Annotated in this window: 20 protein-coding genes; 14 read left to right on the top strand and 6 right to left on the bottom strand. The window is 71.0% G+C overall.

Annotation, left to right across the window (positions count from 1 at the left end; all coding sequences use genetic code 11):
- Positions 1-96 precede the first annotated feature (96 nt).
- Together ACFC0D_RS25275 and ACFC0D_RS25280 are read left to right on the top strand one after the other, a co-directional pair.
- A complete protein-coding gene (locus tag ACFC0D_RS25275) occupies positions 97-2034 on the top strand; it encodes a TerD family protein (protein ID WP_376440097.1) in 1938 nt (645 codons plus the stop codon).
- Between the two features lie 231 nt (positions 2035-2265).
- A complete protein-coding gene (locus tag ACFC0D_RS25280) occupies positions 2266-3300 on the top strand; it encodes a TerC family protein (RefSeq protein WP_376440100.1) in 1035 nt (344 codons plus the stop codon).
- A gap of 74 nt (positions 3301-3374) precedes the next feature.
- Here the strand turns inward: ACFC0D_RS25280 and ACFC0D_RS25285 are convergent, their stop codons facing one another.
- From ACFC0D_RS25285 to ACFC0D_RS25295, 3 genes are all read right to left on the bottom strand, one after another.
- Positions 3375-4652, bottom strand: a complete 1278-nt coding sequence (locus ACFC0D_RS25285; RefSeq protein ID WP_376440102.1) for an MFS transporter — start codon at positions 4650-4652, stop codon at positions 3375-3377.
- 367 nt (positions 4653-5019) lie between these two features.
- The gene (locus tag ACFC0D_RS25290) at positions 5020-5676 is read right to left on the bottom strand and encodes an MBL fold metallo-hydrolase (protein ID WP_376440105.1); all 657 of its coding nucleotides are present in this window, start codon (positions 5674-5676) and stop codon (positions 5020-5022) included.
- A gap of 50 nt (positions 5677-5726) precedes the next feature.
- On the bottom strand, positions 5727-6428 hold the full coding sequence (locus ACFC0D_RS25295; protein ID WP_376440108.1) for a maleylpyruvate isomerase family mycothiol-dependent enzyme: 702 nt from the start codon (positions 6426-6428) through the stop codon (positions 5727-5729).
- A gap of 189 nt (positions 6429-6617) precedes the next feature.
- On the opposite strand from ACFC0D_RS25295, the gene uvrA reads away from it, so the two are divergent.
- A complete protein-coding gene (gene uvrA, locus ACFC0D_RS25300) occupies positions 6618-9611 on the top strand; it encodes an excinuclease ABC subunit UvrA (protein WP_376440111.1) in 2994 nt (997 codons plus the stop codon).
- 119 nt (positions 9612-9730) lie between these two features.
- Here uvrA and ACFC0D_RS25305 read toward each other — a convergent pair whose 3' ends face one another.
- Positions 9731-10624, bottom strand: a complete 894-nt coding sequence (locus tag ACFC0D_RS25305; RefSeq protein WP_376440146.1) for a carbohydrate kinase — start codon at positions 10622-10624, stop codon at positions 9731-9733.
- 115 nt (positions 10625-10739) lie between these two features.
- Between ACFC0D_RS25305 and ACFC0D_RS25310 the strand changes: the two genes are divergently transcribed.
- Positions 10740-11165, top strand: a complete 426-nt coding sequence (locus tag ACFC0D_RS25310; protein WP_376440114.1) for a Rieske (2Fe-2S) protein — start codon at positions 10740-10742, stop codon at positions 11163-11165.
- A gap of 11 nt (positions 11166-11176) precedes the next feature.
- On the opposite strand, the gene ACFC0D_RS25315 is transcribed toward ACFC0D_RS25310, so the two are convergent.
- Entirely contained in the window at positions 11177-12106 is a 930-nt protein-coding gene (locus ACFC0D_RS25315) for a hypothetical protein (RefSeq protein WP_376440116.1), read from the bottom strand.
- A 238-nt stretch (positions 12107-12344) separates the two neighbouring features.
- Here ACFC0D_RS25315 and ACFC0D_RS25320 point away from each other — a divergent pair, with 238 nt between their 5' ends.
- Together ACFC0D_RS25320 and ACFC0D_RS25325 are read left to right on the top strand one after the other, a co-directional pair.
- Positions 12345-12959 carry a papain-like cysteine protease family protein gene (locus ACFC0D_RS25320; protein WP_376440119.1) on the top strand — a complete coding sequence of 205 codons (615 nt, stop codon included), beginning with the start codon at positions 12345-12347 and terminating at the stop codon, positions 12957-12959.
- A 5-nt stretch (positions 12960-12964) separates the two neighbouring features.
- Positions 12965-13729 (top strand): hypothetical protein, encoded by a 765-nt coding sequence (locus tag ACFC0D_RS25325; RefSeq protein WP_376440121.1) that lies wholly within the window; start codon positions 12965-12967, stop codon positions 13727-13729.
- A 118-nt stretch (positions 13730-13847) separates the two neighbouring features.
- Here ACFC0D_RS25325 and ACFC0D_RS25330 read toward each other — a convergent pair whose 3' ends face one another.
- Positions 13848-14666, bottom strand: a complete 819-nt coding sequence (locus ACFC0D_RS25330) for an SDR family NAD(P)-dependent oxidoreductase (protein ID WP_376440124.1) — start codon at positions 14664-14666, stop codon at positions 13848-13850.
- Here ACFC0D_RS25330 and uvrC point away from each other — a divergent pair.
- The 8 genes from uvrC (at position 14665) to tpiA (ending at position 26297) form a co-directional block, all read left to right on the top strand.
- Positions 14665-16797 (top strand): excinuclease ABC subunit UvrC, encoded by a 2133-nt coding sequence (uvrC, locus tag ACFC0D_RS25335; RefSeq protein WP_376440127.1) that lies wholly within the window; start codon positions 14665-14667, stop codon positions 16795-16797. The two genes, ACFC0D_RS25330 and uvrC, sit on opposite strands and share 2 nt — an antisense overlap.
- Positions 16794-17768 (top strand): RNase adapter RapZ, encoded by a 975-nt coding sequence (rapZ, locus tag ACFC0D_RS25340; RefSeq protein ID WP_329121916.1) that lies wholly within the window; start codon positions 16794-16796, stop codon positions 17766-17768. The genes uvrC and rapZ overlap by 4 nt, the downstream gene beginning before the upstream one ends.
- Positions 17765-18817, top strand: coding sequence for a uridine diphosphate-N-acetylglucosamine-binding protein YvcK (yvcK, locus tag ACFC0D_RS25345; RefSeq protein ID WP_376440131.1), 1053 nt, complete (start codon positions 17765-17767; stop codon positions 18815-18817). The genes rapZ and yvcK overlap by 4 nt, the downstream gene beginning before the upstream one ends.
- Entirely contained in the window at positions 18808-19797 is a 990-nt protein-coding gene (whiA, locus tag ACFC0D_RS25350) for a DNA-binding protein WhiA (RefSeq protein ID WP_030205188.1), read from the top strand. The genes yvcK and whiA overlap by 10 nt, the downstream gene beginning before the upstream one ends.
- A 205-nt stretch (positions 19798-20002) precedes the next feature.
- On the top strand, positions 20003-22954 hold the full coding sequence (locus tag ACFC0D_RS25355) for a M14 family zinc carboxypeptidase (RefSeq protein ID WP_376440134.1): 2952 nt from the start codon (positions 20003-20005) through the stop codon (positions 22952-22954).
- 224 nt (positions 22955-23178) lie between these two features.
- Positions 23179-24189: a type I glyceraldehyde-3-phosphate dehydrogenase gene (gene gap, locus ACFC0D_RS25360; RefSeq protein ID WP_376440137.1), complete on the top strand. Its 1011-nt coding sequence runs from the start codon at positions 23179-23181 to the stop codon at positions 24187-24189.
- A gap of 110 nt (positions 24190-24299) precedes the next feature.
- Positions 24300-25511, top strand: a complete 1212-nt coding sequence (locus ACFC0D_RS25365) for a phosphoglycerate kinase (RefSeq protein ID WP_376440140.1) — start codon at positions 24300-24302, stop codon at positions 25509-25511.
- Between the two features lie 30 nt (positions 25512-25541).
- Positions 25542-26297, top strand: a complete 756-nt coding sequence (tpiA, locus tag ACFC0D_RS25370; protein ID WP_376440149.1) for a triose-phosphate isomerase — start codon at positions 25542-25544, stop codon at positions 26295-26297.
- The last annotated feature ends 180 nt before the right edge of the window (positions 26298-26477 follow it).

A 26477-nucleotide genomic window follows, 5' to 3' on the forward strand; every position in this document is an offset into this window, starting at 1 on the left:
CCCGGAGGCGGCAGGCCACCGGGAGCTGTCCCACATGATCCGCCATGATCCGCCCGTAGTCCGCACAGAACGAAGCAAGCCGAGGGGACAGAGTCGATGACGGCCGAGCTGGTCCGGGGGCAGAACCACCCCCTGCCCGACACCCGACTGGAGATCCGGGTCTCGGCCGGCCATCCGGTCGTCGCCGGCGCCACCCTCGGCGACGAGCGGGGCACGGTCCCCGGCGTCGAGTGGATCGCCCACCCGGGCTCGCCCTCGCTGCCCGGCGTGGAGGTCTCCCAGCAGGCCGCCGCCGACCACCGCCTCGCCGTGGACCTGGAGGCGCTGCCGACCGCCGTGCACCGCGTCTCCGTCCTTCTGGCGCTCCCCGTCGGCGTCGGCGGTCCGGCCCGCTTCGGCACCGTCGCGGCCCCCTTCGTCGCCGTCACCGGCCTCGACGGCACGGAGATCGCCACCTACACGATCACCGGCCTCGACCGCGAATCCGCCGTCGTCGCCCTGGAGCTGTACCGCCGCCAGGGCGTCTGGAAGGTCCGCGCCATGGGCCAGGGTTACGAGGGCGGCCTGGCCGCGATGCTCGGCGACCAGGGTCTGGAGCGCCCCGCCGACCTGGCCGCGTCGATCCTGGAGGCCGTGGCCCGGGGCCTGGCCCGCTCGGTCTCGGCCCCGCCCCCGCGCGTCCCCGAGGCGGAGCGCGTGCGTCACGCCGCGCCCACGACCGGGTCGGACACGATGTCCGGGTCCGACCCGACGCGCGGACCCGACCCGACGCGCGCGACCGACCCCGCGCCGACCGTGCCGGTGACCCCGCCGCCCGCCCCCACCACGGGCGCCGGCGGCCCGATCAGCTACGCCCACCCCCGCCGTGCGACGCCGGACCCGGAGCCGCAGCAGACCCCGCCCGTCCCCGTCGCGGGGGACGCCAGCGGCTGGTCCATGGACGAGCGGCTCTACAACCAGGTGTGGGGCATGTTCGAGGACCTGGCACGCAGCACCGCCGCGTACCGCAGCGCCTGCGACTTCGCGGAGTCCCGCCTCGACCAGGAGCTCGACCGCGCGCTCTCGGACCCGCGCAGCCGCATCGGCGGAGCGGGGGACGCCGCCCGCGAGGCAGCCCGCGCGAAGCACGACGAGCTCACCGCCCGCGCCCAGGAGGCCCTCGACCGGGACCTCGCCCAGCTCGTCGCCGAGTCCGAGGTCGTCGAACCGGCGCTGCCCGCCGCCTACGCCCGCTGGGACAACCCCGTCTGGCAGGCGTACCGCGTCCCCATGGAGGCGCCGATGGCGTTGCGCCTGGGCGACCTCCATCTGCCCGAGCGGACCGACCTGCGCATCCCGATGCTCGTCCGGCTCCCGCTGGAGCGCGGTCTGTGGGTGGACGCGGGGCGCGGTCACTCCGAGGCGGCCGGACTCCTCGACGAGGCCGAGCTGCGCCGGCTCGCCCTGGACACGGCGGTCGCGCACGCCGCCCGGCTCCTCGCCGTGTATCCGTCCGGTGAGTTCGCCGTCCATGTCGTCGACCCGGCGGGCTCCGGAGCCGCCGCGCTCGCCCCGCTCGTCGAGGCGGGTGTCCTGGCCGGGCCGCCCGCCGCCGGGGCGGCCGGGGTCTCCGCGGTCCTCGCGCGGCTGACCGAGCGCGTCGACCTGGTCCAGATGGCGCTGCGGGCGGGAGCGCCCGACGCGCTGCCGCCCGGCATGGACACCGCCGAGCAGCTCCTGATCGTCCACGACTTCCCGCACGGCTTCGACGACCGGGCGGTCACCCAGCTCCGCTACCTCGCGGACGAGGGCCCGGCCGTCGGCGTCCATCTCATGCTGGTGGCGGACCGCGAGGACGCCTCCGCGTACGGGCCGGTGCTCGACCCGCTGTGGCGTTCCCTGCTGCGGATCACGCCCGTGGCCGACGACCACCTCGCCGACCCGTGGGTCGGCCATGCCTGGACGTACGAGCCGCCCCGCTTCCCGCCCGGCAGCGCGGTGCTCCGTCAAGTCCTCGCCCAGGTGGCCGACGGCCGTCGCCAATGGGGCCGTTGACCTGGCTTCTTGGGATCTCTTTACCCTGCCCTTTACCTTCTCTTGGTTCTTCGGGTAGTCTTCTCGGCGCGGAGGGGAGTACTCCCCAAGCGCGGCGTTCCCGTCAATACGGACGGACCTCGAGTGGTCCGATCCCGGGGCGTCGGCCCGGCCCGTCGCAGACGGCCCGGGTGGAAGAGACCTCCGGCAGCGACGACGCTGATCAAGTAGCCGTACGACGCCGGAGGCGCAGTGGACGTTTCGACGACTCTCTGGGTGCTGACCATTCTCGGTCTGTCCGCCCTTATCGCGATCGACTTCTTCATCGGGCGCAAGCCCCATGACGTGTCGGTCAAGGAAGCCGGAATCTGGACAATCGTCTGGATCGTCCTGGCCGCGCTCTTCGGCCTGGGGCTGGCGATCTTCGGCAACGGTCAGGCGTCGGGTGAGTTCTTCGCCGGCTTCATCACCGAGAAGTCACTCAGTGTCGACAATCTCTTCGTCTTCGTCCTGATCATGGCGAAGTTCTCGGTGCCCTCCCACCTCCAGCAGCGCGTGCTGCTCGTGGGTGTGCTGATCGCCCTGGTCCTGCGCGCGATCTTCATCGCCGCCGGTGCCACGATCATCGCCAGCTTCTCCTGGGTCTTCTACATCTTCGGCGCGTTCCTGATCTACACCGCCTGGAAGCTCATCAAGGAGGCGCGCGCGGACGAGGGAGAGGACGACTGGGAGGAGAACCGTCTCCTCAAGTCGGTCGAGAAGAAGTTCGGCGTCGCGGACAAGTACCACGGCACGAAGCTCTTCATCAAGGTCAACGGCAAGCGCGTGCTGACGCCGCTGATGGTCGTCATGCTCGCCATCGGCACGACCGACGTGCTCTTCGCCCTCGACTCGATCCCGGCGATCTTCGGCCTGACCCAGGACCCGTACATCGTCTTCACCGCCAACGCCTTCGCCCTGATGGGTCTGCGCCAGCTGTACTTCCTGATCGGTGGCCTGCTCAAGAAGCTGGTCCATCTCAGCTACGGCCTGTCGGTGATCCTCGGCTTCATCGGTGTGAAGCTGGTGCTGCACGCACTGCACGAGTCCGGGGTGCACGTCCCCGAGATCTCCATCCCGGTCTCGCTCGCGGTCATCGGTGGCGTCCTGGTCGTCACCACGATCACCAGCCTCATCGCCTCGAAGAAGCAGGCCGAGCGCGAGGCCGTCGAGGAGTTCGCCGAGGCGGCGTCCGAGGCCCCGGCCGTGAAGTCCGGCGAGGCCGAGAAGGACAGCGTCGACGCCTGACCGGGCCTCGGCACCAGAACGCACCGTGCCGGTGCGGGCGGCACACCACCGCTCGCACCGGCCGCGGTGCGTTTCTACGCCGGAGCCTTCTCCGGCGCCTCCGCCCGGGTCGGCAACGTCTCCGGGAGCAGCGCGAAGCACCCCAGGCTCACCAGCGCCACCACCGTCAGATACGCCGCCACACCCCAGGGCGGCCCCGAACCCCCGGCCAGGGTCGTCGCCAGGATCGGGGTCAGCGCCCCGCCCAGGACGCCCGCCAGGTTGTAGCCGACCGCCGCTCCCGTGCACCGCACCCTCGGCTCGTAGAGCTCGGGGAGGTACGCGGCGACCACCGCGAACATCGCGATGAAGGCGAGCAGAGCGCCCAGGAAGCCGAGGAACATCAACATGGGCCGCGCCGTGTGCAGCAGCGCGACCATCGGGAACATCCACAGCGCGGAGGCCGCGCAGCCGGCCAGGCAGAGCGGACGGCGGCCGTACCGGTCGCCCAGCATCGCCGCCAGCGGTGTCGTGGCCCCCTTGATCGCCACCGCCGCCATGATGCAGACCAGCATGGTCGTACGGGCGACCCCGAGGCGCTCGGTGCCGTAGGCCAGGGCCCAGGTGGAGACCGTGTAGAACACCGCGTAGCCGACGGCGAGCGCGCCCGCGGTGAGCAGGACCAGCCGCCAGTGGTCGCGCATCACCTCGGCGAGCGGGGCGTTCGCCCGCTGCCCGGTCGAGCTCAGCTCCTGGAACTGGGGCGTCTCCGCGAGGGACGAACGCAGCAGAAGTCCGCCGACGGCCAGCAGCCCGGCCGCCCAGAACGGCACGCGCCACCCCCACTCGCGGAACTGCGCGTCGGTCAGGGCGGCGGAGAGCGCCAGCATCACGCCGTTCGCGAGCAGGAAGCCGACCGACGGGCCGATCTGCGGGAAGCTCGCCCACAGCGCCCGGCGCCGCTCCGGCGCGTGCTCGGCGGTGAGCAGGACGGCCCCGCCCCACTCGCCGCCCAGCCCGAGCCCCTGCAGAAAGCGCAGCACGAGGAGGAGTACGGGAGCGGTGATGCCGATGCTCGCGTACGTCGGGACAAGGCCGACCGCCACCGTCGCGCAGCCGGTGAGCACCAGCGAGGCGAACATGACCGGGCGCCGTCCGTAGCGGTCGCCGATGTGACCGAAGAGCGCCGAGCCGAGCGGGCGCGAGATGAACCCGACGGCGAAGGTGCCGAACGCGGCCAGGGTCCCCGCGGCAGGGGAGAACGTGGGGAAGAAGAGCGGCCCGAGGACGAGTGCGGCGGCGGTCCCGTAGACGAAGAAGTCGAAGAACTCGATGGCCGTCCCGACGAGCGACGCGGCGGCGAGCCGCCCCATCGAGGGGGCGGAGGGGGGAGCCGGGGAAACAGGAGGAGTCGGCGCATCCAGGGAACCCCGTGGGGCCGGCGGACCCGGAGAGTCCCGGGAATCCGGGGAGCCAGGCGGTGCCGAGGAGTCCTGGGGATCCGGGGATGCCGAAGAGGCCGAAGAGTCCGGGGGACCTGAGGGGCTCGGACGAGCTGCGGAATCCGGGGAATCCGGGGAATCCGTGCGGGCCGTGGCGTCCGGGCCCGACGGCGGACGCGGAGAGTGACTGGGGCGCATGTCGCGCCAACTACCCGGCGTTCGCCCGAGTTACGGGGGCGTGCGGAAGCACACGGTCGTGGACCGCGCGCCTCCGCCGGTCAGGGCCGTCCGGGGCGCGTCACCAGCCGCGCGCGTGCCAGGTCGGGAGCTGCGGGCGCTCGTCACCGAGCGTGGTGTCCTTGCCGTGCCCGGGATAGATCCAGCTCTCGTCCGGAAGGACCGCGAAGAGTTTGGTCTCCACGTCATGGATCAGACTCGCGAAGGCCTTCGGGTCCTTCCAGGTGTTGCCCACTCCGCCGGGGAAGAGGCAGTCGCCGGTGAAGACGTGCGGATGGCCGTGCGGGTCGTCGTAGATCAACGCGATCGAGCCCGGTGTGTGTCCGACCAGCCGGCGGGCGGTCATCTCCACCCGGCCGACCTTGATCGTGTCGCCGTCCTGCACCGGCACGTCGGTCGGCACGGGAATGCCCTCGGCGTCGTACGCCCCGGCGTACGTCCGCGCCCCGGTCGCAGCCACCACCTCGGCGAGCGCCTGCCAGTGGTCGCCATGCTGATGGGTGGTGACGACGGACGCGATGCCGTCGTCACCGATCAGCGTGAGGAGCGTGTCGGCGTCGTTGGCCGCGTCGATCAGCAGCTGCTCGCCGGTCGCCCGGCAGCGCAGCAGATACGCGTTGTTGTCCATCGGACCGACCGCGACCTTGGAGATCATCAGGTCCGTCAGCTCGTGCACATCGGCGGGCCCGCCGACCTTCACCGCTCCGCTGTACGTCATGGGCTCAGCCTATCTCCGGGCACCGACAGGTGGAGGCCCAACAGCCGGGACTACAACGGCGGAAGCTCCGGGAGGTGGTCGCCCGTGAGGACGGCGAGGTGGGCGCCCTTGTCGCCGCGGCCGGACAGCCAGCCGAGGAGTTCGGCACCCGTGCCCCCGAGGACGACGGGGTCGCCCTTGTCGCCGCCGGTCCGCCAGCTCGGACTGGCGTCGTCGTACCCGAGGCGGAGCGTCACCGGCGGGACCTCGGTCCGTCCCGACCAGCGGTCGGCGAGGAAGTCGATCTCCCGCAGGACGAACTCGTCCGGCAGGTGCGTCAGCTCGTAGCCGACTCCCAGGTCGACATGGTGCAGGGCCACCTCGACCCAGCGGCGGAAGGGGATGCGCGCCGCCCGGTCCGTGACGCCGTTGCGCAGCTCCACGGTGCGCTCCCAGTCGGCGGGCTCGGCGCCCACGGCCTGGAAGCGTTCACCGCTCTCGCGCACGTCGGCGAGCTGGACGTCGAGCGGGCGCGCGGCGTCGCGCTCGATGTCGGCGTCACGGGTCGCGGCGTCCGCGTACATGGGCCGGCCCTGGAGAACGTTCACCAGAGCGTCGGCGTTGCGGGCGATGTGGGCCAGAACATGGCCACGGGTCCAGCCGGGAAGCCGTGACGGCTCGGCCAGCGCCGCGTTGTCCAGGGAGGCGGCTGCGTCGAGGAGTCGCTCGGTCGCTTCGCGTACAGAGGCCAGGTCACGCACATGGTCGATCATGGCGCCGACCCTAGCGCCGCCACTCGTTCGGGTGAAGCGGTGAGAGCGAGGCCGGAAATCGAATGTGCGTGCTATAGGCTCGACGGAAGCATCCGGCATCCTTGGTTGTTGGGTACTCAGGCACATCCAGGCATATCTGCGACCCGCACTCCCTGTGCCTCCGCTCTCTCAAGAAAGGTGCGGACCGGCGTGGCCGACCGTCTCATCGTTCGTGGCGCTCGCGAGCACAACCTCAAGAACGTCTCGCTCGACCTCCCGCGTGACTCCCTCATCGTCTTCACCGGGCTGTCCGGGTCGGGCAAGTCCTCCCTCGCGTTCGACACGATCTTCGCCGAGGGGCAGCGCCGGTACGTCGAATCGCTCTCGTCGTACGCCCGGCAGTTCCTCGGCCAGATGGACAAGCCGGACGTCGACTTCATCGAGGGTCTCTCGCCCGCCGTCTCCATCGACCAGAAGTCGACCTCGCGCAACCCGCGCTCGACGGTCGGCACGATCACCGAGGTCTACGACTACCTCCGCCTGCTCTTCGCCCGCATCGGCAAGCCGCACTGTCCCGAGTGCCGCCGCCCGATCTCCCGCCAGTCGCCGCAGGCCATCGTCGACAAGGTCCTGGAGCTTCCCGAGGGGAGCCGCTTCCAGGTCCTCTCGCCGCTGGTGCGCGAGCGCAAGGGCGAGTTCGTCGACCTCTTCGCCGACCTCCAGACCAAGGGCTACAGCCGGGCGCGGGTGGACGGGCAGACCATCCAGCTCAGCGAACCGCCGACCCTGAAGAAGCAGGAGAAGCACACGATCGAGGTGGTCGTCGACCGCCTCACCGTGAAGGACAGCGCCAAGCGCCGGCTCACCGACTCCGTCGAGACGGCCCTCGGGCTCTCCGGCGGCATGGTCGTGCTCGACTTCGTCGACCTCGCCGAGGACGACCCCGAGCGCGAGCGGATGTACTCGGAGCACCTCTACTGCCCGTACGACGACCTGTCCTTCGAGGAGCTGGAGCCCCGCTCCTTCTCCTTCAACTCGCCCTTCGGCGCCTGCCCGGACTGCACCGGCATCGGCACCCGCATGGAGGTCGACCCCGAGCTGATCGTCCCCGACGAGGACAAGTCCCTCGACGAGGGCGCGATCCACCCCTGGTCGCACGGCCACACCAAGGAGTACTTCGGCCGGCTCATCGGCGGACTCTCCGAGGCGCTCGGCTTCCGTACGGACATGCCGTACGCCGGCCTCCCGGCACGGGCCAAGAAGGCCCTGATGCACGGCCACAAGACCCAGGTCGAGGTCCGCTACCGCAACCGGTACGGACGCGAGCGGGCGTACACCACCCCGGCCTTCGAGGGTGCCGTCTCCTTCGTCAAGCGGCGGCACAGCGAGGCCGAGAGCGACTCCAGCCGCGAGCGCTTCGAGGGCTACATGCGCGAGGTGCCCTGCCCCACCTGTGAGGGCACCCGTCTGAAGCCGATCGTCCTCGCGGTCACGGTCATGGAGCGGTCCATCGCCGAGGTCTCGGCGATGTCGATCAGCGAGTGCGCCGAGTTCCTGGGCCGTCTGAAGCTCAACGCACGCGACAAGAAGATCGCCGAGCGGGTCCTCAAGGAGGTCAACGAGCGGCTGCGGTTCCTCGTCGACGTCGGCCTCGACTACCTCTCGCTCAACCGCGCCGCCGGCACGCTCTCGGGCGGTGAGGCCCAGCGCATCCGGCTCGCCACGCAGATCGGCTCCGGTCTGGTCGGCGTGCTGTACGTCCTGGACGAGCCGTCCATCGGCCTGCACCAGCGCGACAACCACCGTCTCATCGAGACGCTGGTCCGGCTGCGGGACATGGGCAACACACTCATCGTCGTCGAGCACGACGAGGACACCATCAAGGTCGCCGACTGGGTCGTCGACATCGGCCCCGGCGCCGGCGAGCACGGCGGCAAGGTCGTCCACTCCGGTCCCCTCGCCGAGCTGCTCACCAACAAGGAGTCGATGACCGGGCAGTACCTCTCGGGCCGCAAGGCCATCGGGATGCCCGAGATCCGCCGCCCCGTGGACCCCACGCGCCGGCTCACGGTGCACGGCGCCCGCGAGAACAACCTTCGGGACATCGACGTCTCCTTCCCGCTGGGCGTGCTCACCGCCGTCACCGGCGTCTCCGGCTCGGGCAAGTCGACGCTGGTCAACGACATCCTGTACACCCACCTGGCACGGGAGCTGAACGGCGCCAAGTCGGTGCCCGGGCGGCACACGCGCGTGGACGGCGACGACCTCGTCGACAAGGTCGTGCACGTCGACCAGTCACCGATCGGCCGCACCCCGCGGTCGAACCCGGCGACGTACACCGGAGTCTTCGACCACGTCCGCAAGCTCTTCGCCGAGACGATGGAGGCGAAGGTCCGCGGCTATCTGCCGGGCCGGTTCTCCTTCAACGTCAAGGGCGGCCGCTGCGAGAACTGCTCCGGCGACGGCACGATCAAGATCGAGATGAACTTCCTCCCGGACGTCTACGTCCCGTGCGAGGTCTGCCACGGCGCCCGGTACAACCGGGAGACCCTGGAGGTCCACTACAAGGGCAAGTCCATCGCCGAGGTCCTGGACATGCCGATCGAGGAGGCCCTGGACTTCTTCGAGGCCGTCCCGACGATCGCGCGCCATCTGCGCACGCTCAACGAGGTCGGTCTGGGGTACGTCCGGCTCGGCCAGTCCGCGCCGACGCTCTCGGGCGGCGAGGCGCAGCGCGTGAAGCTCGCCTCCGAGCTCCAGAAGCGGTCGACGGGCCGCACGGTGTACGTCCTGGACGAGCCGACCACCGGTCTGCACTTCGAGGACATCTCGAAGCTGATCACGGTCCTGTCGGGCCTGGTCGACAAGGGCAACTCGGTGATCGTCATCGAGCACAACCTCGATGTCATCAAGACCGCGGACTGGGTCATCGACATGGGCCCGGAGGGCGGCAGCGGCGGTGGTCTGGTGATCGCCGAGGGCACCCCGGAGGAGGTCGCGTCGGTCTCGACGAGCCACACCGGCAAGTTCCTCCGCGAGATCCTCGGCGCGGACCGCATCAGCGACGCGACGGTGCCCGCGGCGCGGAAGGCGTCCGGCTCCGCAAAGAAGGCACCTGCCAAGAAGGCCACCGCGAAGACGTCCGCGGCCACGGCCAAGAAGGCCCCCGCCAAGAAGACGGTGGCGCGGGCACGCAAGGCATGAGGCCGGGGCCGGGGTCGCTGAGGCTGCCCCGGCCCACCGGCCCCGTACGGATACGACACCCGCCAAAGGCCGGTCGTCCGGTCCACGCCGGGGCGACCGGCTCCGGCGCCGCTCTGTCGTCAGTCCGTCAGCTCGCTCGCGTACGGCGGCTCCGCGCCCGGGCGGGTGCAGGTCACGGCCGCCGCCCTCGCCGCGTACGACAGGAGGGCGGACCAGGCGTCCACGTCCAGGGAGCGCACCGGGCGGTCTCCCAGGCCGTGGAGCAGGGCCGCGTTCACCGTGTCACCCGCGCCGATCGTGTCCGCGACCTGCACACGGACCGCCGGAACCGACACCTCGGACGACGGGGTGAAGACCGTCAGCCCCGCCCCGCCACGGGTCAGGACCACCGCCGACGGGCCCCGCTCCAGCCACTCGGCCGGGGAGCCGCCCAGCCAGGCGGCGTCCTCCTCCGAGAGCTTCAGAAGCGAGACGTACGGCAGCCAGCCCGCGAAGCGCTCACGGTAGGCGGTGGCGTCCGGGATCAGGCCCGGACGGATGTTGGGGTCGAGGAGCGTCAGGGCGCCACGCTCCGCCTCCCGCCGCAGCAGCGCCTCGTACGCGCTCGCGCCCGGTTCCAGGGCCAGTGAACAGGTGCCGAACGCCACCGCTCGCACCCCCTCGGGAAGCCGCTCCGGCACGGCGAAGAGCCGGTCGGCCGTTCCCTCGACATAGAAGCCGTACTCCGCCGAGCCGTCCGAGCCCACCGAGGCGACCGCGAGCGTCGTCGGCTCCGGGCCGCGCTGCACCAGCCGGTCCGAGACCCCCGCCGCGCGCAACCCGTCCACCAGGGCCTCCCCGAAGGCGTCCGTGGAGACGCGCGAGCAGAACGTCACCTCCGCGCCCAGCCGGCCGAGCGCCACGGCCGTGTTGTACGGGCCCCCGCCCGGCCTGGGCGTCAGCGGGGACAGCGCAGCGACGGCGGTCCCCTCGGGGACCAGATCGATCAGGGACTCACCGGCGACGACGATCACGCCGTGAACGTAACCCATGCCCCACAGGCCACGACAACCCCCGCGAAGGGGCGCAGAGACCCGCCGGTATCGTCGGTTCGGTCACCTCTTGCCCCGATCGCACCGTGGAGCGCCCATGTCCGGCCAGTCCAGCCGCCGCACCGTACTGAAGGGCGCCGCGCTCGCCGGGGCCGCCGGGCTGGGTGTCGCCGCCTGCTCCACGGATTCCAAGCTCGGGCACGCCCAGGTCCCGACCCCGACCGCACCGGTCACCCTCGGAGCGCCCGACGAGGTGCCCGTCGGCGGCGCCAAGCTCTACCGCGAGCAGCGGGTCCTGGTGAGCTGCCCGGCCAAGGGCCAGTACAAGGCGTTCAGCGCCCAGTGCACCCACGCCGGCTGCGTCCTCGACAAGATCGAGAACAACGAGGGCAACTGCCCCTGCCACGGCAGCCGCTTCGACGTGACCACCGGCAAGGCCCTCCAGGGCCCGGCGACGGTCCCGCTCCCCGAGGTCCCGGTCCGCGTCGAGGGCGGCAAGCTGGTGGCGGGCCCCGAGGCCTGAGGCCCCGGCGCCTACGCCCAGTCCCAGTCGATCCCCAGGATCCCCGGCCGTACCCCCTGCTCCACCAGATGCACCGTGCGGTGCCGCCCGGTCAGCGTCAGCTCCGAGCGACCACCGCGCGGCGCACCGGCCGAGGCCTGCGCGAAGCGCCGGCAGCGTACCGGCAGCGCCGCCTCGTCGAACCGCACCTGAAGCACGTACTGCCCGCCGGCGAAGCTGAACCCCCGGACGTACTCCCCGCTCGGACCGCCCGTCCCGTCCTCGAAGCCGTACCCGAAGAGGTACGTGTCCCCGGCCCGCAGCCGCGCGTCGAAGAGCAGCTCCGCGACCAGCACCCCCGTCTCCCGGTGCCACCGAACCCGCCCCGTGCGACAGTTGTCGGTCGCCCGCACCACCACCCGCGAAGGATCGCAACCCGGATCGCCGTGGTGGATGGCGAGATAGCGGTCGATCCCGTCCCGGTGGGCCCGCACCACATGCTGGGAGTCGCGCCCCACCAGCTCCCTCCCCGCCCCGATCCGTACCCGCTCGTGGTGGCCGACCGTGTGCAGCCCGCCGTCCACCGGCGACTCCAGCTCGGTGAGCAGCGCCTCCACGGCACCCGACGCCTCCACCAGCGAGCGGTACGAGCGGCCCGTCGGCCGTTCCACGTCACCGCGCGCCCCGGCGTCCTCGGCCAGCAGCCGGACCAGTGAGTTGCCCGGCAGCTGCAGGACCTCCTCCAGCGCGCGCACGGCCTTCATCGACTCGGGCCGCTGCGGGCGGCGGGCGCCCTGCTGCCAGTAACTGAGGCTGGTCACCCCGACCTTGATCCCCCGATGGGCGAGATGGTGCTGCACCCGCTGGAGCGGCAGACCCCGCACCGCGAACGCCGTGCGGAGCGCCAGATGGAACGGTCCGGTGTGCAGCAATTGCGCCAGATCGGCCTCGGTGTGCCCCACGGGGACTCCTCAGTGAACGTTCACGACGAAGGGGGCGGGCCACCGCGCCGGCGGGGGCAGGGCCGCAGGTGACGGGGAGGCGCGTGTTCACATCCGGGGTCACACCGTTCACAGCCCGCCGTCACCCCGCATTGAAGCGTGTTGACCCGTTCCGGACAACGCTCGATGCTCCTGACAAGCGTCCGGACGCGGTCCTCCGACTCCCCACATCCCCACCCCCCACCTCGGGAGGAACGCGATGCGCAGTAGAAAGCTGTCCATGGCGGCACTCGCCGCTGCCGCCCTCTTCCTGCTCCCCATGTCGTCGGCGACCGCCGCGCCGACGAGCGAGGACGTCTCCACCCAAGCCGCCCAAGGGACCCGGGCGACCCTCGCGTACAAGCGACTGAACATCACCATGCAGGCGCAGCAGAAGACCAACTGGTGCTGGGCCGCCGCCGGCAACACCATCGCGACCTGGTTCGGCAGGAACTACAGCCAGAACCAGTTCTGCAACGCCGCCTTCAACCGTCAGCAGGGCTACGACTGCCCCAACAACCAGGCCACCCTCGGCAATGTGCAGACCGGCCTGCGCTGGGCGGGCATCAACCCCGGCTCGTACGTGACGGGCTGGCTGCGCTGGTCGACCGTGCAGAGCGAGATCGACGCCGACCGCCCGATCGAGACACGGATCCAGTGGTCGAGCGGCGGTGGACACATGCATGTGATCTACGGGTACGACGACGCGAACAGCTGGGTGTACTGGGGCGATCCGTGGCCCTCCAGCGACCGCTACAACTGGGCCTCGCACGCCTGGTACGTCGACAACGGCTCGTTCTCCTGGACCCACTCGCTCTACCGGATAGGGGCGTGACGACGATGAACGTACGTGCACGCGCGATCCGCGCCGGGATTCTGTCCGCCGTCGCCCTCGTCGGCCTCGGTGCCGTACCGGCCGCCGCGGCCGATGCGCCGCCTTCCGAGGCGACCCCGGAGAAGGCGGCCTCCGCGCCCGCGACGCTGGACACGCTCTCCCGGTTCTTCGCCCGCGACGGCGCCGTCGCCCGCTCGGCGGCGCAGCCCCGGATCGAGGGCGCTTCCGTACCGGTGCGGGTGCTGTCCCCGGACTTCGTGGCGGGGAAGGCGGGAGCTCCCGTCGCCCGCGTCGAGTTCCACGCCAGCAAGGCGGTCGCCTCGGACGGACAGACGGCCTCGCTGTGGACGGTGCGGCAGGCCGGTGGCTGGCAGGTGGTGAACATCGCCACCGGCGACGACGAGATCCGCTACGCGGCGCAGGGTGCGCGGGCGCTGCCGGGCGGGGTCGTGTTCCGCGAGCCGCAGATCGACGCCTGGTACGTCCAGAAGGGCGCGAAGGTGCTTCCGCTGGACGAGGACGCGGTACGGGCGGTCGGGAAGAACGGGACGAGTCTGGCGGCGTACCGGGACCGGGTCGTGAAGGCGTACGGGGACAAGCTGCCGGCGTCCGCCTACGCCCGGAAGGGCGCGGCCGGTGGTTACGCGACGGAGTCTCCCGCTCACGAGGAGCCTCTCGTCACGGCCGTCGCCGCCACGGCGGGCGGGGGCGCGGTGCTGGCCCTGGGCCTGATCGGGGCACGGGCCCGTCGCCGCCGGCACTCGGCCTGACGCTCTCCCGCCGCGCGGACCGTGCGGCCCGGTGGTGGGGTCGTGCCCACCACCGGGCGCAACCCCCCACCGGGAGGGGCGGGGGTGGGGTTCGACCTCTCGCCCCGCCCCCGCCCTCTCACTGCGCCAGGTACCCCCCGTCCACCGGCAGGACCACCCCCGTGATGAAGGATGCCTCCGCCGAGGCCAGGAAGAGGATCGCCGCCGCGACCTCCTCCGGGGTGCCGAAGCGGGCCATGGGGTGGGCGCGGACGATGTGCGACAGGTATTCCGGGCCGCCCGGTTCCGTACGGGCCGCGGCGACACGTTCCGTCTCGATCGTGCCCGGGGCCACCGCGTTGACCCGGATTCCGCGGTCCGCCCACTCCACCGCCAGGTGCTTCGTCAGGCCCGAGGCCACGAACTTGGCCGGGCCGTAGACCGCCTGGCGGGCCTGGCCCGCCACCCCGGAGATCGACGAGGTGCACACGATCGCCCCGCCGCCGTCCTGTCCGGCCATCGCCTCGATCGCGTACTTGCAGGTCAGGAACATGCCCCTGCCGTCCACGGCCATGACCCGGTCCCAGTCCTCCCCGGTCGCCTCCGTGACGTCGGAGAGCGGGATCACCCCCGCGTTCGCCACCAGGACGTCCAGCCGGCCGAACCGCTCCACCGCCGTCGTGATCATCCGCCGGGCGTCCTCGTCCCGCGAGACGTCGCCGACCACCGCCACCATGCCCTCGTCGAGGGTCGCCAGCCGCTCCTCGTCCACGTCGGCGGCCACCACCCGCGCCCCCTCCCGGGCGAAGCGCACCGCCGTCGCCCGCCCGATCCCGCTCGCCGCCCCGGTGATCACGCACACCCGGCCCGCAAGCCGTCCTGTCGCCTCGTTCGCCATGACCGGCCAACGAGCGCACGCGGTCTGAGTGTCGGTCGCCGCCAGTAGGGTGGGTGGCATGGCCGACCCCTCCAGCTACCGCCCCGAGCCGGGACAGATTCCCGACACACCCGGGGTCTACAAGTTCCGCGACGAGCACCGCCGGGTGATCTACGTCGGGAAGGCGAAGTCCCTGCGCCAGCGGCTGGCCAACTACTTCCAGCCGCTCGTGAGCCTGCACCCGCGCACGGCCACGATGGTCACCACGGCCGCCTCCGTGGAGTGGACCGTCGTCTCGACCGAGGTCGAGGCGCTTCAGCTGGAGTACTCCTGGATCAAGGAGTTCGACCCCCGGTTCAACGTCAAGTACCGGGACGACAAGAGCTATCCCTACCTCGCGGTGACCATGAACGAGGAGTTCCCCCGCGTCCAGGTCCTGCGCGGCCACAAGAAGAAGGGCGTGCGCTACTTCGGTCCGTACGCCCACGCGTGGGCCATCCGCGAGACGGTCGACCTGATGCTCCGGGTCTTCCCCGTCCGTACGTGCTCCGCCGGTGTCTTCCGCAACGCCGCCTCCGCCGGCCGCCCCTGCCTCCTCGGCTACATCGGCAAGTGCTCCGCCCCCTGCGTGGGCCGGGTTACCCCCGACGAGCACCGCGAACTGGCCGAGGAGTTCAGCGACTTCATGGCCGGCCGCACCGGTACGTACATCCGCCGTCTGGAGAAGCAGATGATGGCGGCGGCCGAGGAGATGGAGTACGAGAAGGCGGCCCGGCTCCGCGACGACATAGAGGCGCTGCGGCGTGCGATGGAAAAGAACGCCGTCGTCCTCGCCGACGCCACCGACGCCGATCTGATCGCGCTCGCCGAGGACGAGCTGGAGGCCGCGGTCCAGATCTTCCATGTCCGCGGGGGACGGGTGCGCGGCCAGCGTGGCTGGGTCACCGACAAGGTCGAGGCCGTCTCCACGGCCGACCTCGTCGAGCACGCGCTCCAGCAGCTGTACGGGGAGGAGAGCGGCGACGCCGTCCCCAAGGAGGTCCTCGTCCCGGCCGTGCCCGAGGACGCCGAGGCCGTCACCCTGTGGCTGAGCGGCCGCCGGGGTTCCCAGGTCTCCCTCCGGGTGCCGCAGCGCGGCGACAAGAAGGACCTGATGGAGACGGTCGCGCGCAACGCGCAGCAGGCGCTCGTGCTGCACAAGACCAAGCGCGCCAGCGACCTGACGACCCGCTCCCGGGCCCTGGAGGAGATCGCGGAGGCCCTGGACCTGGACTCCGCGCCGCTGCGGATCGAGTGCTTCGACATCTCGCACCTCCAGGGCGACGACGTCGTGGCGTCCATGGTCGTCTTCGAGGACGGGCTGCCGCGCAAGAGCGAGTACCGCCGCTTCCAGATCAAGGGCTTCGAGGGCCAGGACGACGTCCGCTCGATGCACGAGGTGATCAGCCGCCGCTTCAAGCGCTACCTCGCCGAGAAGGAGAAGACGGGGGAGTGGGACCAGGAGGGCGTGGCCGTGGATGCCGAGGGCGACGCGGTGGACGCCGGGGGTGACGTCGGCGTGGGGGACGGCGTGGCGGACGGCCTGGGGACGGCGGACGGCGTGCAGGCGGGACCCGGTCCCGGCGCCGGAGGACCCCGCCGTGCCAACGGCTCAGGACCCGCCTCCGGCGAGGTGCCCGTCGACGACGGGCGACCCAAGCGCTTCGCGTACCCGCCCCAGCTCGTCGTCGTCGACGGCGGGCAGCCCCAGGTCGCCGCCGCCCGGCGGGCGCTCGACGAGCTGGGGATCGACGACATCGCCGTCTGCGGCCTCGCCAAGCGCCTGGAGGAGGTCTGGCTGCCCGGCGACGACGACCCCGTCGTGCTGCCCCGCTCCAGCGAGGGCCTGTACCTCCTCCAGCGGGTACGTGACACGGCTCACGACTTCGCCATCCGCTACCAGCGCTCGAAGCGGAACAAGCGCGTCAGGACCAGCCCCCTGGACGCCGTCCCCGGCCTCGGCGATACCCGCAAACAGGCGTTGATCAAGCATTTCGGCTCGGTGAAGCGGTTGCGACAGGCGACAATCGAGCAGATCTGCGAGGTTCCCGGCATGGGCCGCAAGACGGCCGAGGCCGTGGCGGTGGCCCTCGCGCAGGCGGCCCCGGCCGCACCCGCCGTGAATACGGCAACAGGAGAGATCATTGAAGACGACGGGGGCAGCACAGCATGACCGCGCACGACGGGCACGACCAGCACGATGAGCAAGAGAAGCAGCGAGAAGACGGAGCAGGACACGTGAGTACGGGCACGAAGGAGGCCGGTGAGACCGCCGACTCGGCGGCCATCCCCGAGCTGGTGATCATCTCCGGCATGTCCGGCGCCGGCCGGTCCACCGCGGCGAAGTGCCTGGAGGACCTCGGCTGGTTCGTCGTCGACAATCTGCCGCCCGCGCTGATCCCCACCATGGTGGAGCTCGGCGCCCGCTCCCAGGGCAACGTGGCCCGGATCGCCGTCGTCGTCGACGTCCGCGGCCGGCAGTTCTTCGACGCCCTGCGGGAGTCCCTCGCCGCACTCGACGCCCAGCAGGTCACCCGCCGGATCGTCTTCCTGGAGTCCTCCGACGAGGCCCTGGTCAGGCGGTTCGAGTCGGTCCGCAGGCCGCACCCGCTCCAGGGCGACGGCCGCATCACCGACGGCATCGCCGCCGAGCGGGACCTGCTGCGCGAGCTGCGCGGCGACGCCGACCTGGTGATCGACACCTCCAGCCTCAACGTCCACGAGCTGCGCGCCAAGATGGACGCCCAGTTCGCCGGCGACGAGGAGCCGGAGCTGCGGGCCACCGTCATGTCGTTCGGATTCAAGTACGGGCTCCCCGTCGACGCCGACCTCGTCGTCGACATGCGCTTCCTGCCGAACCCGCACTGGGTCCCCGAGCTGCGGCCCTTCACCGGGCTGAACGAGGAGGTCTCGGCGTATGTCTTCAACCAGCCCGGGGCCAAGGAGTTCCTCGACCGCTACACCGAGCTGCTCCAGCTGATCGCCGCGGGCTACCGCCGCGAGGGCAAGCGGTACGTGACCATCGCCGTCGGCTGCACCGGCGGCAAGCACCGCTCGGTCGCCACGTCCGAGAAGCTCGCCGCCCGCCTTGCAGCGGAAGGGGTCGAGACCGTCGTCGTCCACCGGGACATGGGGCGCGAGTGAAGCCGTACCGCCGGCGTACGTCCACGCTCTCGGTACGTACGCTCCGCAGGCGCGGCGCCCAGCCCAAGGTCGTCGCGCTCGGCGGGGGCATGGGTCTGTCGGCCTCCCTCGCCGCCCTGCGCCGGATCACCGGTGATCTCACCGCGGTCGTCACCGTCGCCGACGACGGCGGCTCCAGCGGCCGGCTCCGGGAGGAGCTGGGCGTGCTGCCGCCCGGCGACCTGCGCAAGGCGCTCGCCGCGCTGTGCGGGGACGACGACTGGGGCCAGACCTGGGCCCGGGTCATCCAGCACCGCTTCCAGTCCAAGGGCGATCTGCACGAGCACGCGGTCGGCAATCTGCTGATCGTCGCCCTCTGGGAGCAGCTCGGCGACCATGTCCTCGCGCTGGACCTGGTCGGCAAGCTGCTGGGCGCGCACGGCCGGGTGCTGCCGATGTCCGCCGTGCCGCTGGAGCTCCAGGCCCTGGTCAAGGGGCACGATCCGGCGCGCCCGGACGACGTCGACACGGTCCGTGGCCAGGCCACGGTGGCGCTCACGCCCGGTGAGGTGCAGTCCGTGCATCTCGTCCCGAACGACCCGCCCGCCGTCCCCGAGGCCGTCGCCGCGGTCCGCGACGCGGACTGGGTGGTGCTGGGCCCGGGCTCCTGGTTCTCCTCCGTGATTCCGCACCTGCTCGTGCCCGAGCTGCTCGACGCGCTCACCGAGACCAAGGCCCGCAAGGTCCTCTCCCTGAACCTCGCGCCGCAGCCGGGAGAAACCGAGGGGTTCTCTCCGCAGCGTCATTTGGAGGTTTTGGGACGACACGCCCCTAAACTCGCCCTGGACGTGGTGCTGGCCGACGAGGCCGCCGTGCCCGATCGCGAGTCCCTCGCCGACGCCGCCAAGCGGCTCGGTGCCGCGGTCGAGCTGGCGCCGGTGGCCCGTGCTGGGGGCCCCTCCCAGGCCGAAGGGCGTGGGGGCGGGCAACCGAAGCATGATCCGGAGCTGTTGGCCGCCGCGTACGACCGTATTTTTCGGATGCATGGAAGGATCGGCCCATGGCGATGACGGCAGCGGTGAAGGACGAGATCTCCCGGCTTCCCGTCACCCGGACCTGCTGCAGGAAGGCAGAGGTCTCGTCGATCCTGCGGTTCGCCGGCGGTCTGCACCTGGTGAGCGGGCGGATCGTGATCGAGGCGGAGCTGGACACCGCGATGGCGGCGCGTCGGCTCAAGCGGGACATCCTGGAGATCTTCGGGCACAGCTCCGAGCTGATCGTGATGGCCCCCGGTGGGCTGCGGCGCGGCTCCCGCTTCGTCGTCCGGGTGGTGGCGGGCGGCGACCAGCTGGCCCGGCAGACCGGTCTGGTCGACGGCCGGGGCCGCCCGATCCGGGGGCTGCCCCCGCAGGTCGTCTCGGGTGCCACCTGCGACGCCGAGGCGGCCTGGCGCGGCGCGTTCCTGGCGCACGGCTCGCTGACCGAGCCAGGGCGCTCCTCCTCCCTGGAGGTGACCTGCCCCGGTCCGGAGGCGGCTCTCGCCCTGGTGGGTGCGGCGCGCCGGCTGAGCATCGCCGCGAAGGCCCGTGAGGTACGGGGCGTGGACCGGGTCGTCGTCCGGGACGGGGACGCCATCGGCGCCCTGCTGACCCGGCTGGGCGCGCACGAGTCGGTGCTGGCCTGGGAGGAGCGGCGGATGCGCCGCGAGGTCCGCGCGACCGCGAACCGGCTGGCGAACTTCGACGACGCCAACCTGCGCCGCTCGGCGCGGGCGGCCGTGGCCGCCGGCGCACGGGTGCAGCGTGCGCTGGAGATCCTCGGCGAGGAGGTGCCCGAGCACCTCGCCGCCGCGGGCCGGCTGCGCATGGAGCACAAGCAGGCCTCCCTGGAGGAGCTCGGCGCGCTCGCCGACCCGCCGCTGACCAAGGACGCGGTCGCGGGCCGCATCCGCCGTCTGCTGGCCATGGCGGACAAGCGGGCGCAGGACCTGGGCATCCCGGGGACCGAGTCCAACCTGACGGAGGAGCTGGACGACAGCCTGGTCGGCTGACCTGCCGCCGGGAGTCCGCCGACCCCGGACGCCCGTACTCCGCTCAACTCGCCGTTGCCGGTGCCTTTCTGAGGCACCGGCAGCGGCGTTCTGGTCCGATCGGGGGTGATCTTCGACGCGACCGCACGCACCCTTGACATGATCATGAACGGTGATCAGCCTGGCGTCTGTTCTCTTTCGTGGCAGACAACAGCAAGGGGGGCTTATGAGACGCAGAGCGAGATCGATCCTCGCAGCGGCTTCACTGCTGATCGCGGGACTGGCGACGGCACCCGTCGCCGGAGCGGAACCGAACGGCGACGGCGGCGACGCCCTCTCCGTATGGCGTGCGCAAGTCAGCAAGGAGCAGGTGCCCCTGCTCCTCGAGGCCGGCGCCGACGGTCACGAACTGACCGAGCAGGTACCGGAGAAGGGCTCCGCCACCCTCGAGCTCTACCTCACCGACAAGCAGGCCGGACAGCTGCGCGGCAAGGGCGTCGAACTCGCCGAGCACACCCTCTCCACCCAGGCCGAGAAGCGGGTCGCCGGAGCCGGGGACGGCGTCTTCCGTCCGTACGGCGGGGCGAACGGGCTCAAGCAGGAGATCCTGGCCACCTCCCAGGCCCACCCGGACCTCACCAAGGTCGTCTCCATCGGCAGGACCGTGAAGGGCCAGGACATCCTCGCCCTCAAGGTCACCAAGGGCGCCAAGAAGGCCAAGGACGGCACCCGGCCCGCCACGCTGTACATGTCCAACCAGCACGCCCGGGAGTGGATCACCCCCGAGATGACGCGGCGGCTGATGCACCACTACCTCGACAGCTATGGCAAGGACCAGCGGGTCACGAAGATCGTCGACTCCACCGAGCTGTGGTTCGTGCTCTCCGCCAACCCGGACGGCTACGACTTCACCCACGCCGACCCCGAGAACCGCCAGTGGCGCAAGAACCTCCGCGACAACGACGGCGACGGGCGGATCGAGTCCGGCGACGGCGTCGACCTCAACCGCAACTTCGCCTACAAGTGGGGATACGACAACGAGGGTTCGTCGCCCGACCCGGCCGACGAGACCTTCCGCGGGACCGGCCCGATGTCCGAGCCCGAGACCAAGGCCGTCGACGCATTCCAGAAGCGCATCGGCTTCCAGTACGGCATCAACTACCACTCCGCCGCCCAGCTGCTGCTCTACGGAGTCGGCTGGCAGGTCGCCACCGACACCCCCGACGACGTGGCCCTCAAGTCGCTCGCCGGCACCCCGGAGAAGTCCGCCGTCCCCGGTTACCGGCCGCAGGTCTCCTCCGAGCTCTACACCACCAACGGCGAGGCGGACGGGCACGCGGCCAACGTCAACGGGATGCAGATGTTCACCCCGGAGATGTCGACCTGCGCCACCGCCTCCCGCGTCGACCCGAACGACGCCTGGGAGCCCGCCGACTGCGCCTCCGTCTTCACCTTCCCGGACGACGAGAAGCTGATCCAGGCGGAGTTCGCCAAGAACATCCCGTTCGCGCTCGCCGTCGCCGAGACCTCGGCCCACCCGGACCGTCCCGTCTCCGTCACCGGTCTCGACGCGCCCGACTTCACTCCGGACGCCTTCACCACCTCCTACGCCCGCGGTGGCGACCAGGAGGTCGCCGTGACCGCCCGCAAGTCGCTGCGCTCCAAGGAGCTCAAGTACCGCGTCAACGGCGGCCGGACGCACAGCGAACGCCTGGAGGCGTGGAAGGGCGGCGAGACCTACGGAGGCGAGGACAACCTCTCCTTCGACCAGTACCGGGCCGAGGTCGAGGACGCGCAGCCGGGCGACACCGTCCAGGTCTGGTTCACCGGCCGCACCCGCGAGGGCAAGGCGACCTCGTCCACGCCGTTCACGTACACGGTGGCCGACCGGGCCCGCGGCGACGTGCTCGTCCTCGCCGAGGAGGGTGGCACCGACGCCGCGCGCCACACCGCCGCCTATGTGAAGGCGCTCGCCGACAGCGGCCGTAAGGCCGCCGTCTGGGACGTCGCCACCCGGGGGACCCCGGACGCGCTCGGCGTGCTGAGCCACTTCCGTACGGTCGTCTGGTACACCGGCGCAGAGCAGCCCTCCGGGCCGGTCATGCTGGCCGTGCGTGACTACCTCAACGAGGGCGGCAAGCTCATCAACGCCGGGGAGAAGTCCGGCGGCCTCGTCGACATCGGCCGGGCGACGTCCAACGACTTCGCCCAGTACTTCCTCGGTGCCTATCACCGGGCCGGACTGAAGAACCCGCCCGCCTTCGCCGGGTCCCGCGGATTCGGGGGACTCACGACCGGCCTCGGCGGCACGGCCGACAACCCGCTGGACAACGCCGGCGCGTACACCGTCACCTCGGACACGCTCGAGCCGCGTGGCTTCCCGCAGTTCGGCAGCAGCAGGTCCGCCGGCGACTACCCGGGCGTCCGCACCCCCTTCGAGCCCTACGAGGGCACGTCCTTCGCGGCCGTCCGGCACTCCGACAACACCTGGACGCGCCTCGGCCGCACCGTCGACCTCACCGCCATCGCCGCCGCGGACAGGCCGAGCCTGCGCTTCCAGGTCAGTTACGACACCGAGCCCGGCTACGACAACCTCGTCGTCGAGGCCCACACCGTCGGCCAGGACGACTGGACCACGCTGCCCGACGCCAACGGCGGCACATCCACCGCCGCCCCTGCCGACTGCGGCGAGGGCTACTACGTCCAGGGCCACCCCTTCCTCGCCCGCTACCTGACCGTCGGCGAGGACGGCTGCGCCACCAGCGGCACCACCGGCTCCTGGAACGCCTTCACCGGCCCCTCCAACGGCTGGCAGCAGGCGTCGATCGACCTCAGCGCCTACGCGGGCAAGCAGGTCGAGCTGTCGATCTCGTACATCTCCGACCCCGGGACCGGCGAGATGGGTGCCTTCGTCGACGACACCGCGCTCGTCGTCGGTGGCACTCCGGGCCAGAGCGAGGGGTTCGAGACCTCGCTGGGAGCCTGGTCCGTACCCGGCCCGCCGGCCGGCAGCCCCGGGAACGGCACCGAGTGGACCCGCTCGCCGGGGCTCTTCCACTCCCAGGCCGCGGTCACCACTCGTGACACCGTCCTCCTCGGCTTCGGCCTGGAGCACGTCACGAGCGCGGCGCAGCGAACGTCACTCATTCGAAGGGCGCTCGGAGCGGTGCACGGCTGAGCGGGCACCCGCCCTTTTGATCACAGTCAGTGATCGGGACGAATTGGGCACTGTGGCTCGAACCCGCCGGTAATAACGGGCCACAGTGCTTTCTCGCGGTATTCCGACTGCACGCGATGTCACTCTGAGCCGATGGGAGAGGTAGGGTCGTAAGCGGTCGGGGACATCCCTAAAAGAATCTCGCCGGCGTCGAAACCCGGCGTACCTAACGAGGAGATCGGTTCGTGACGATCCGCGTAGGCATCAACGGCTTTGGCCGCATCGGTCGCAACTACTTCCGCGCGCTCCTTGAGCAGGGTGCCGACATCGAGATCGTGGCTGTCAACGACCTGGGTGACACCGCGACCACTGCTCACCTGCTGAAGTACGACACGATCCTGGGACGCCTCAAGGCCGAGGTCACCCACACCGCCGACACCATCACCGTCGACGGCCACACCATCAAGGTGCTCTCCGAGCGCAACCCGGCCGACATCCCCTGGGGCGACCTGGGCGTCGACATCGTCATCGAGTCGACCGGCATCTTCACCAAGAAGGCCGACGCCGAGAAGCACATCGCCGGTGGCGCGAAGAAGGTCCTCATCTCGGCTCCGGCCAAGGACGAGGACATCACCATCGTCATGGGCGTCAACCAGGACAAGTACGAGCCGGCGAATCACCACGTCATCTCGAACGCCTCCTGCACCACCAACTGTGTGGCGCCGATGGCCAAGGTTCTCGACGAGAACTTCGGCATCGTCAAGGGCCTGATGACGACGGTCCACGCGTACACCAACGACCAGCGCATCCTGGACTTCCCGCACTCCGACCTGCGCCGCGCCCGCGCCGCCGCGGAGAACATCATTCCGACCACGACGGGTGCCGCCAAGGCCACCGCCCTGGTCCTTCCGCAGCTCAAGGGCAAGCTGGACGGCATCGCCATGCGCGTCCCGGTCCCGACCGGTTCGGCCACCGACCTGGTCGTGGAGCTGCAGCGCGAGGTCACCAAGGACGAGGTCAACGCCGCCTTCAAGAAGGCCGCCGACGACGGCGACCTGAAGGGCATCCTCTACTACACCGAGGACGCGATCGTCTCCTCGGACATCGTCGGCGACCCGGCGTCGTGCACCTTCGACTCCTCGCTGACCATGGTCCAGGAGGGCAAGTCGGTCAAGATCCTCGGCTGGTACGACAACGAGTGGGGCTACTCCAACCGTCTCGTCGACCTCACCGTCTTCGTCGGCCACCAGCTCTAAAGCCTCCGGAACCGGCACCTCGATGTGAGCACAGGGCTCGGACAGCGCGATGATGCGCTGTACGAGCCCTGTCTCGTGTGCTTCACCGCGTACCAAGGAGTCAGTAGAAGATGAAGACCATCGACGAGCTTCTCGCCGAAGGCGTCGCCGGCAAGCGCGTATTCGTCCGCGCCGACCTCAACGTGCCGCTGGACGGCACCACCATCACCGACGACGGCCGCATCCGCGCCGTCGCGCCCACGGTCAAGGCGCTCGCCGACGCCGGCGCCCGTGTCGTCGTCGCCTCGCACCTGGGCCGCCCGAAGGGCGCCCCGGACCCGGCGTTCTCCCTCGCCCCTGCCGCCGCGCGCCTCGGTGAACTGCTCGGCGCCGACGTGGCGTTCGCGACCGACACGGTCGGCGAGTCCGCCCGGGCGACCGTCGCGGGCCTCGCCGACGGCCAGGTCGCCGTCATCGAGAACCTGCGCTTCAACGCCGGCGAGACCTCCAAGGACGACGCCGAGCGCGGCGCGTTCGCGGACCGGCTCGCCGCCCTCGCCGACGTCTACGTCGGTGACGGCTTCGGCGCCGTGCACCGCAAGCACGCCTCGGTCTTCGACCTCCCGGCCCGGCTGCCGCACGCCGCCGGCTACCTCATCGCCACCGAGGTCGGCGTCCTGAAGAAGCTGACCGCCGAGGTCAAGCGCCCGTACGTGGTCGTCCTGGGCGGCGCCAAGGTCTCCGACAAGCTCGCCGTCATCGACGAGCTGCTCGGCAAGGCCGACCGCCTCCTGATCGGCGGCGGCATGGCGTACACCTTCCTCTACGCCAAGGGCTACGAGGTCGGCATCTCCCTGCTCCAGAAGGACCAGGTGGAGGTCGTCAAGGAGTACATGAAGCGTGCCGAGGAGAACGGCGTCGAGCTGGTCCTCCCGGTCGACGTCCTCGTCTCCTCGGAGTTCCCGGACCTGAAGACCAAGGCCCCGGCCGACTTCGAGACCGTCGACGCCGACAAGATCCCGTCGACGAAGGAGGGCCTGGACATCGGCCCGAAGACGCGTGAGCTGTACGCGTCGAAGCTCGCCGACGCCGAGACGGTGTTCTGGAACGGCCCGCTGGGCGTCTTCGAGCACCCCGACTACGCCAACGGAACCAAGGCCATCGCGCAGGCCCTGCTCGACAGCCCCGGCTTCACCGTCGTCGGCGGCGGCGACAGTGCCGCCGCGGTCCGCATCCTGGGCTTCGACGAGAATGCCTTCGGCCACATTTCGACCGGCGGCGGCGCCTCCCTCGAGTACCTCGAGGGCAAGACGCTCCCCGGCCTCGCCGCACTGGAGGACTGAACACCTGTGAGCAGCACCCGCACCCCGCTGATGGCGGGCAACTGGAAGATGAACCTCAACCACCTCGAGGCCATCGCCCATGTCCAGAAGCTCGCCTTCGCGCTGACCGACAAGGACTACGACGCCGTCGAGGTCGCGGTCCTGCCGCCCTTCACGGACCTGCGGTCCGTCCAGACCCTGATCGACGGCGACAAGCTCAAGATCAAGTACGGCGCCCAGGACATCTCGGCGCACGACTCCGGCGCGTACACCGGCGAGATCTCGGGCGTCATGCTGTCCAAGCTGAAGTGCGCCTACGTCGCCGTGGGCCACTCCGAGCGCCGGCAGTACCACGCCGAGACGGACGAGATCTGCAACGCCAAGGTCAAGGCCGCCTACAAGCACGGGATCACCCCGATCCTCTGCGTCGGCGAGGGCCTGGACGTCCGCAAGGCCGGCCAGCAGGTCGAGTACACCCTGAAGCAGCTCGACGGCGGCCTGAAGGACCTCCCGGCCGAGCAGGCCGAGTCCATCGTGATCGCCTACGAGCCGGTGTGGGCCATCGGCACCGGCGAGGTCGCCACCCCCGAGGACGCGCAGGAGGTCTGCGGAGCGATCCGCGGCCGTCTCGCGGAGCTCTACTCGCAGGAGCTGGCCGACAAGGTCCGCATCCAGTACGGCGGCTCCGTCAAGGCCGGGAACGTGGCCGCGATCATGGCGCAGCCCGATGTCGACGGCGCCCTGGTCGGCGGCGCGGCGCTGGACTCCGAGGAGTTCGTCAAGATCGTCCGCTTCCGCGACCAGTGATGTGATCAGCGAGTAGGCGGTAGCGACGATCCGTCGTACCCTTGCGGGGGGGGGGGGGGGGCCGGCCCCCCCCCCCCCCCCCCCCAGGGAAACAAGGGAATTTGTGGCCGCCGGGGGGTTGTGGTTGGGGTAGGCCCGAAAAAAATAAAACGCCCGGGGGTGGTTGTGGTTGGGAATAAC

The sequence above is a fragment of the Streptomyces sp. NPDC056222 genome, from assembly GCF_042264065.1.
Taxonomy (GTDB): Bacteria; Actinomycetota; Actinomycetes; order Streptomycetales; family Streptomycetaceae; genus Streptomyces.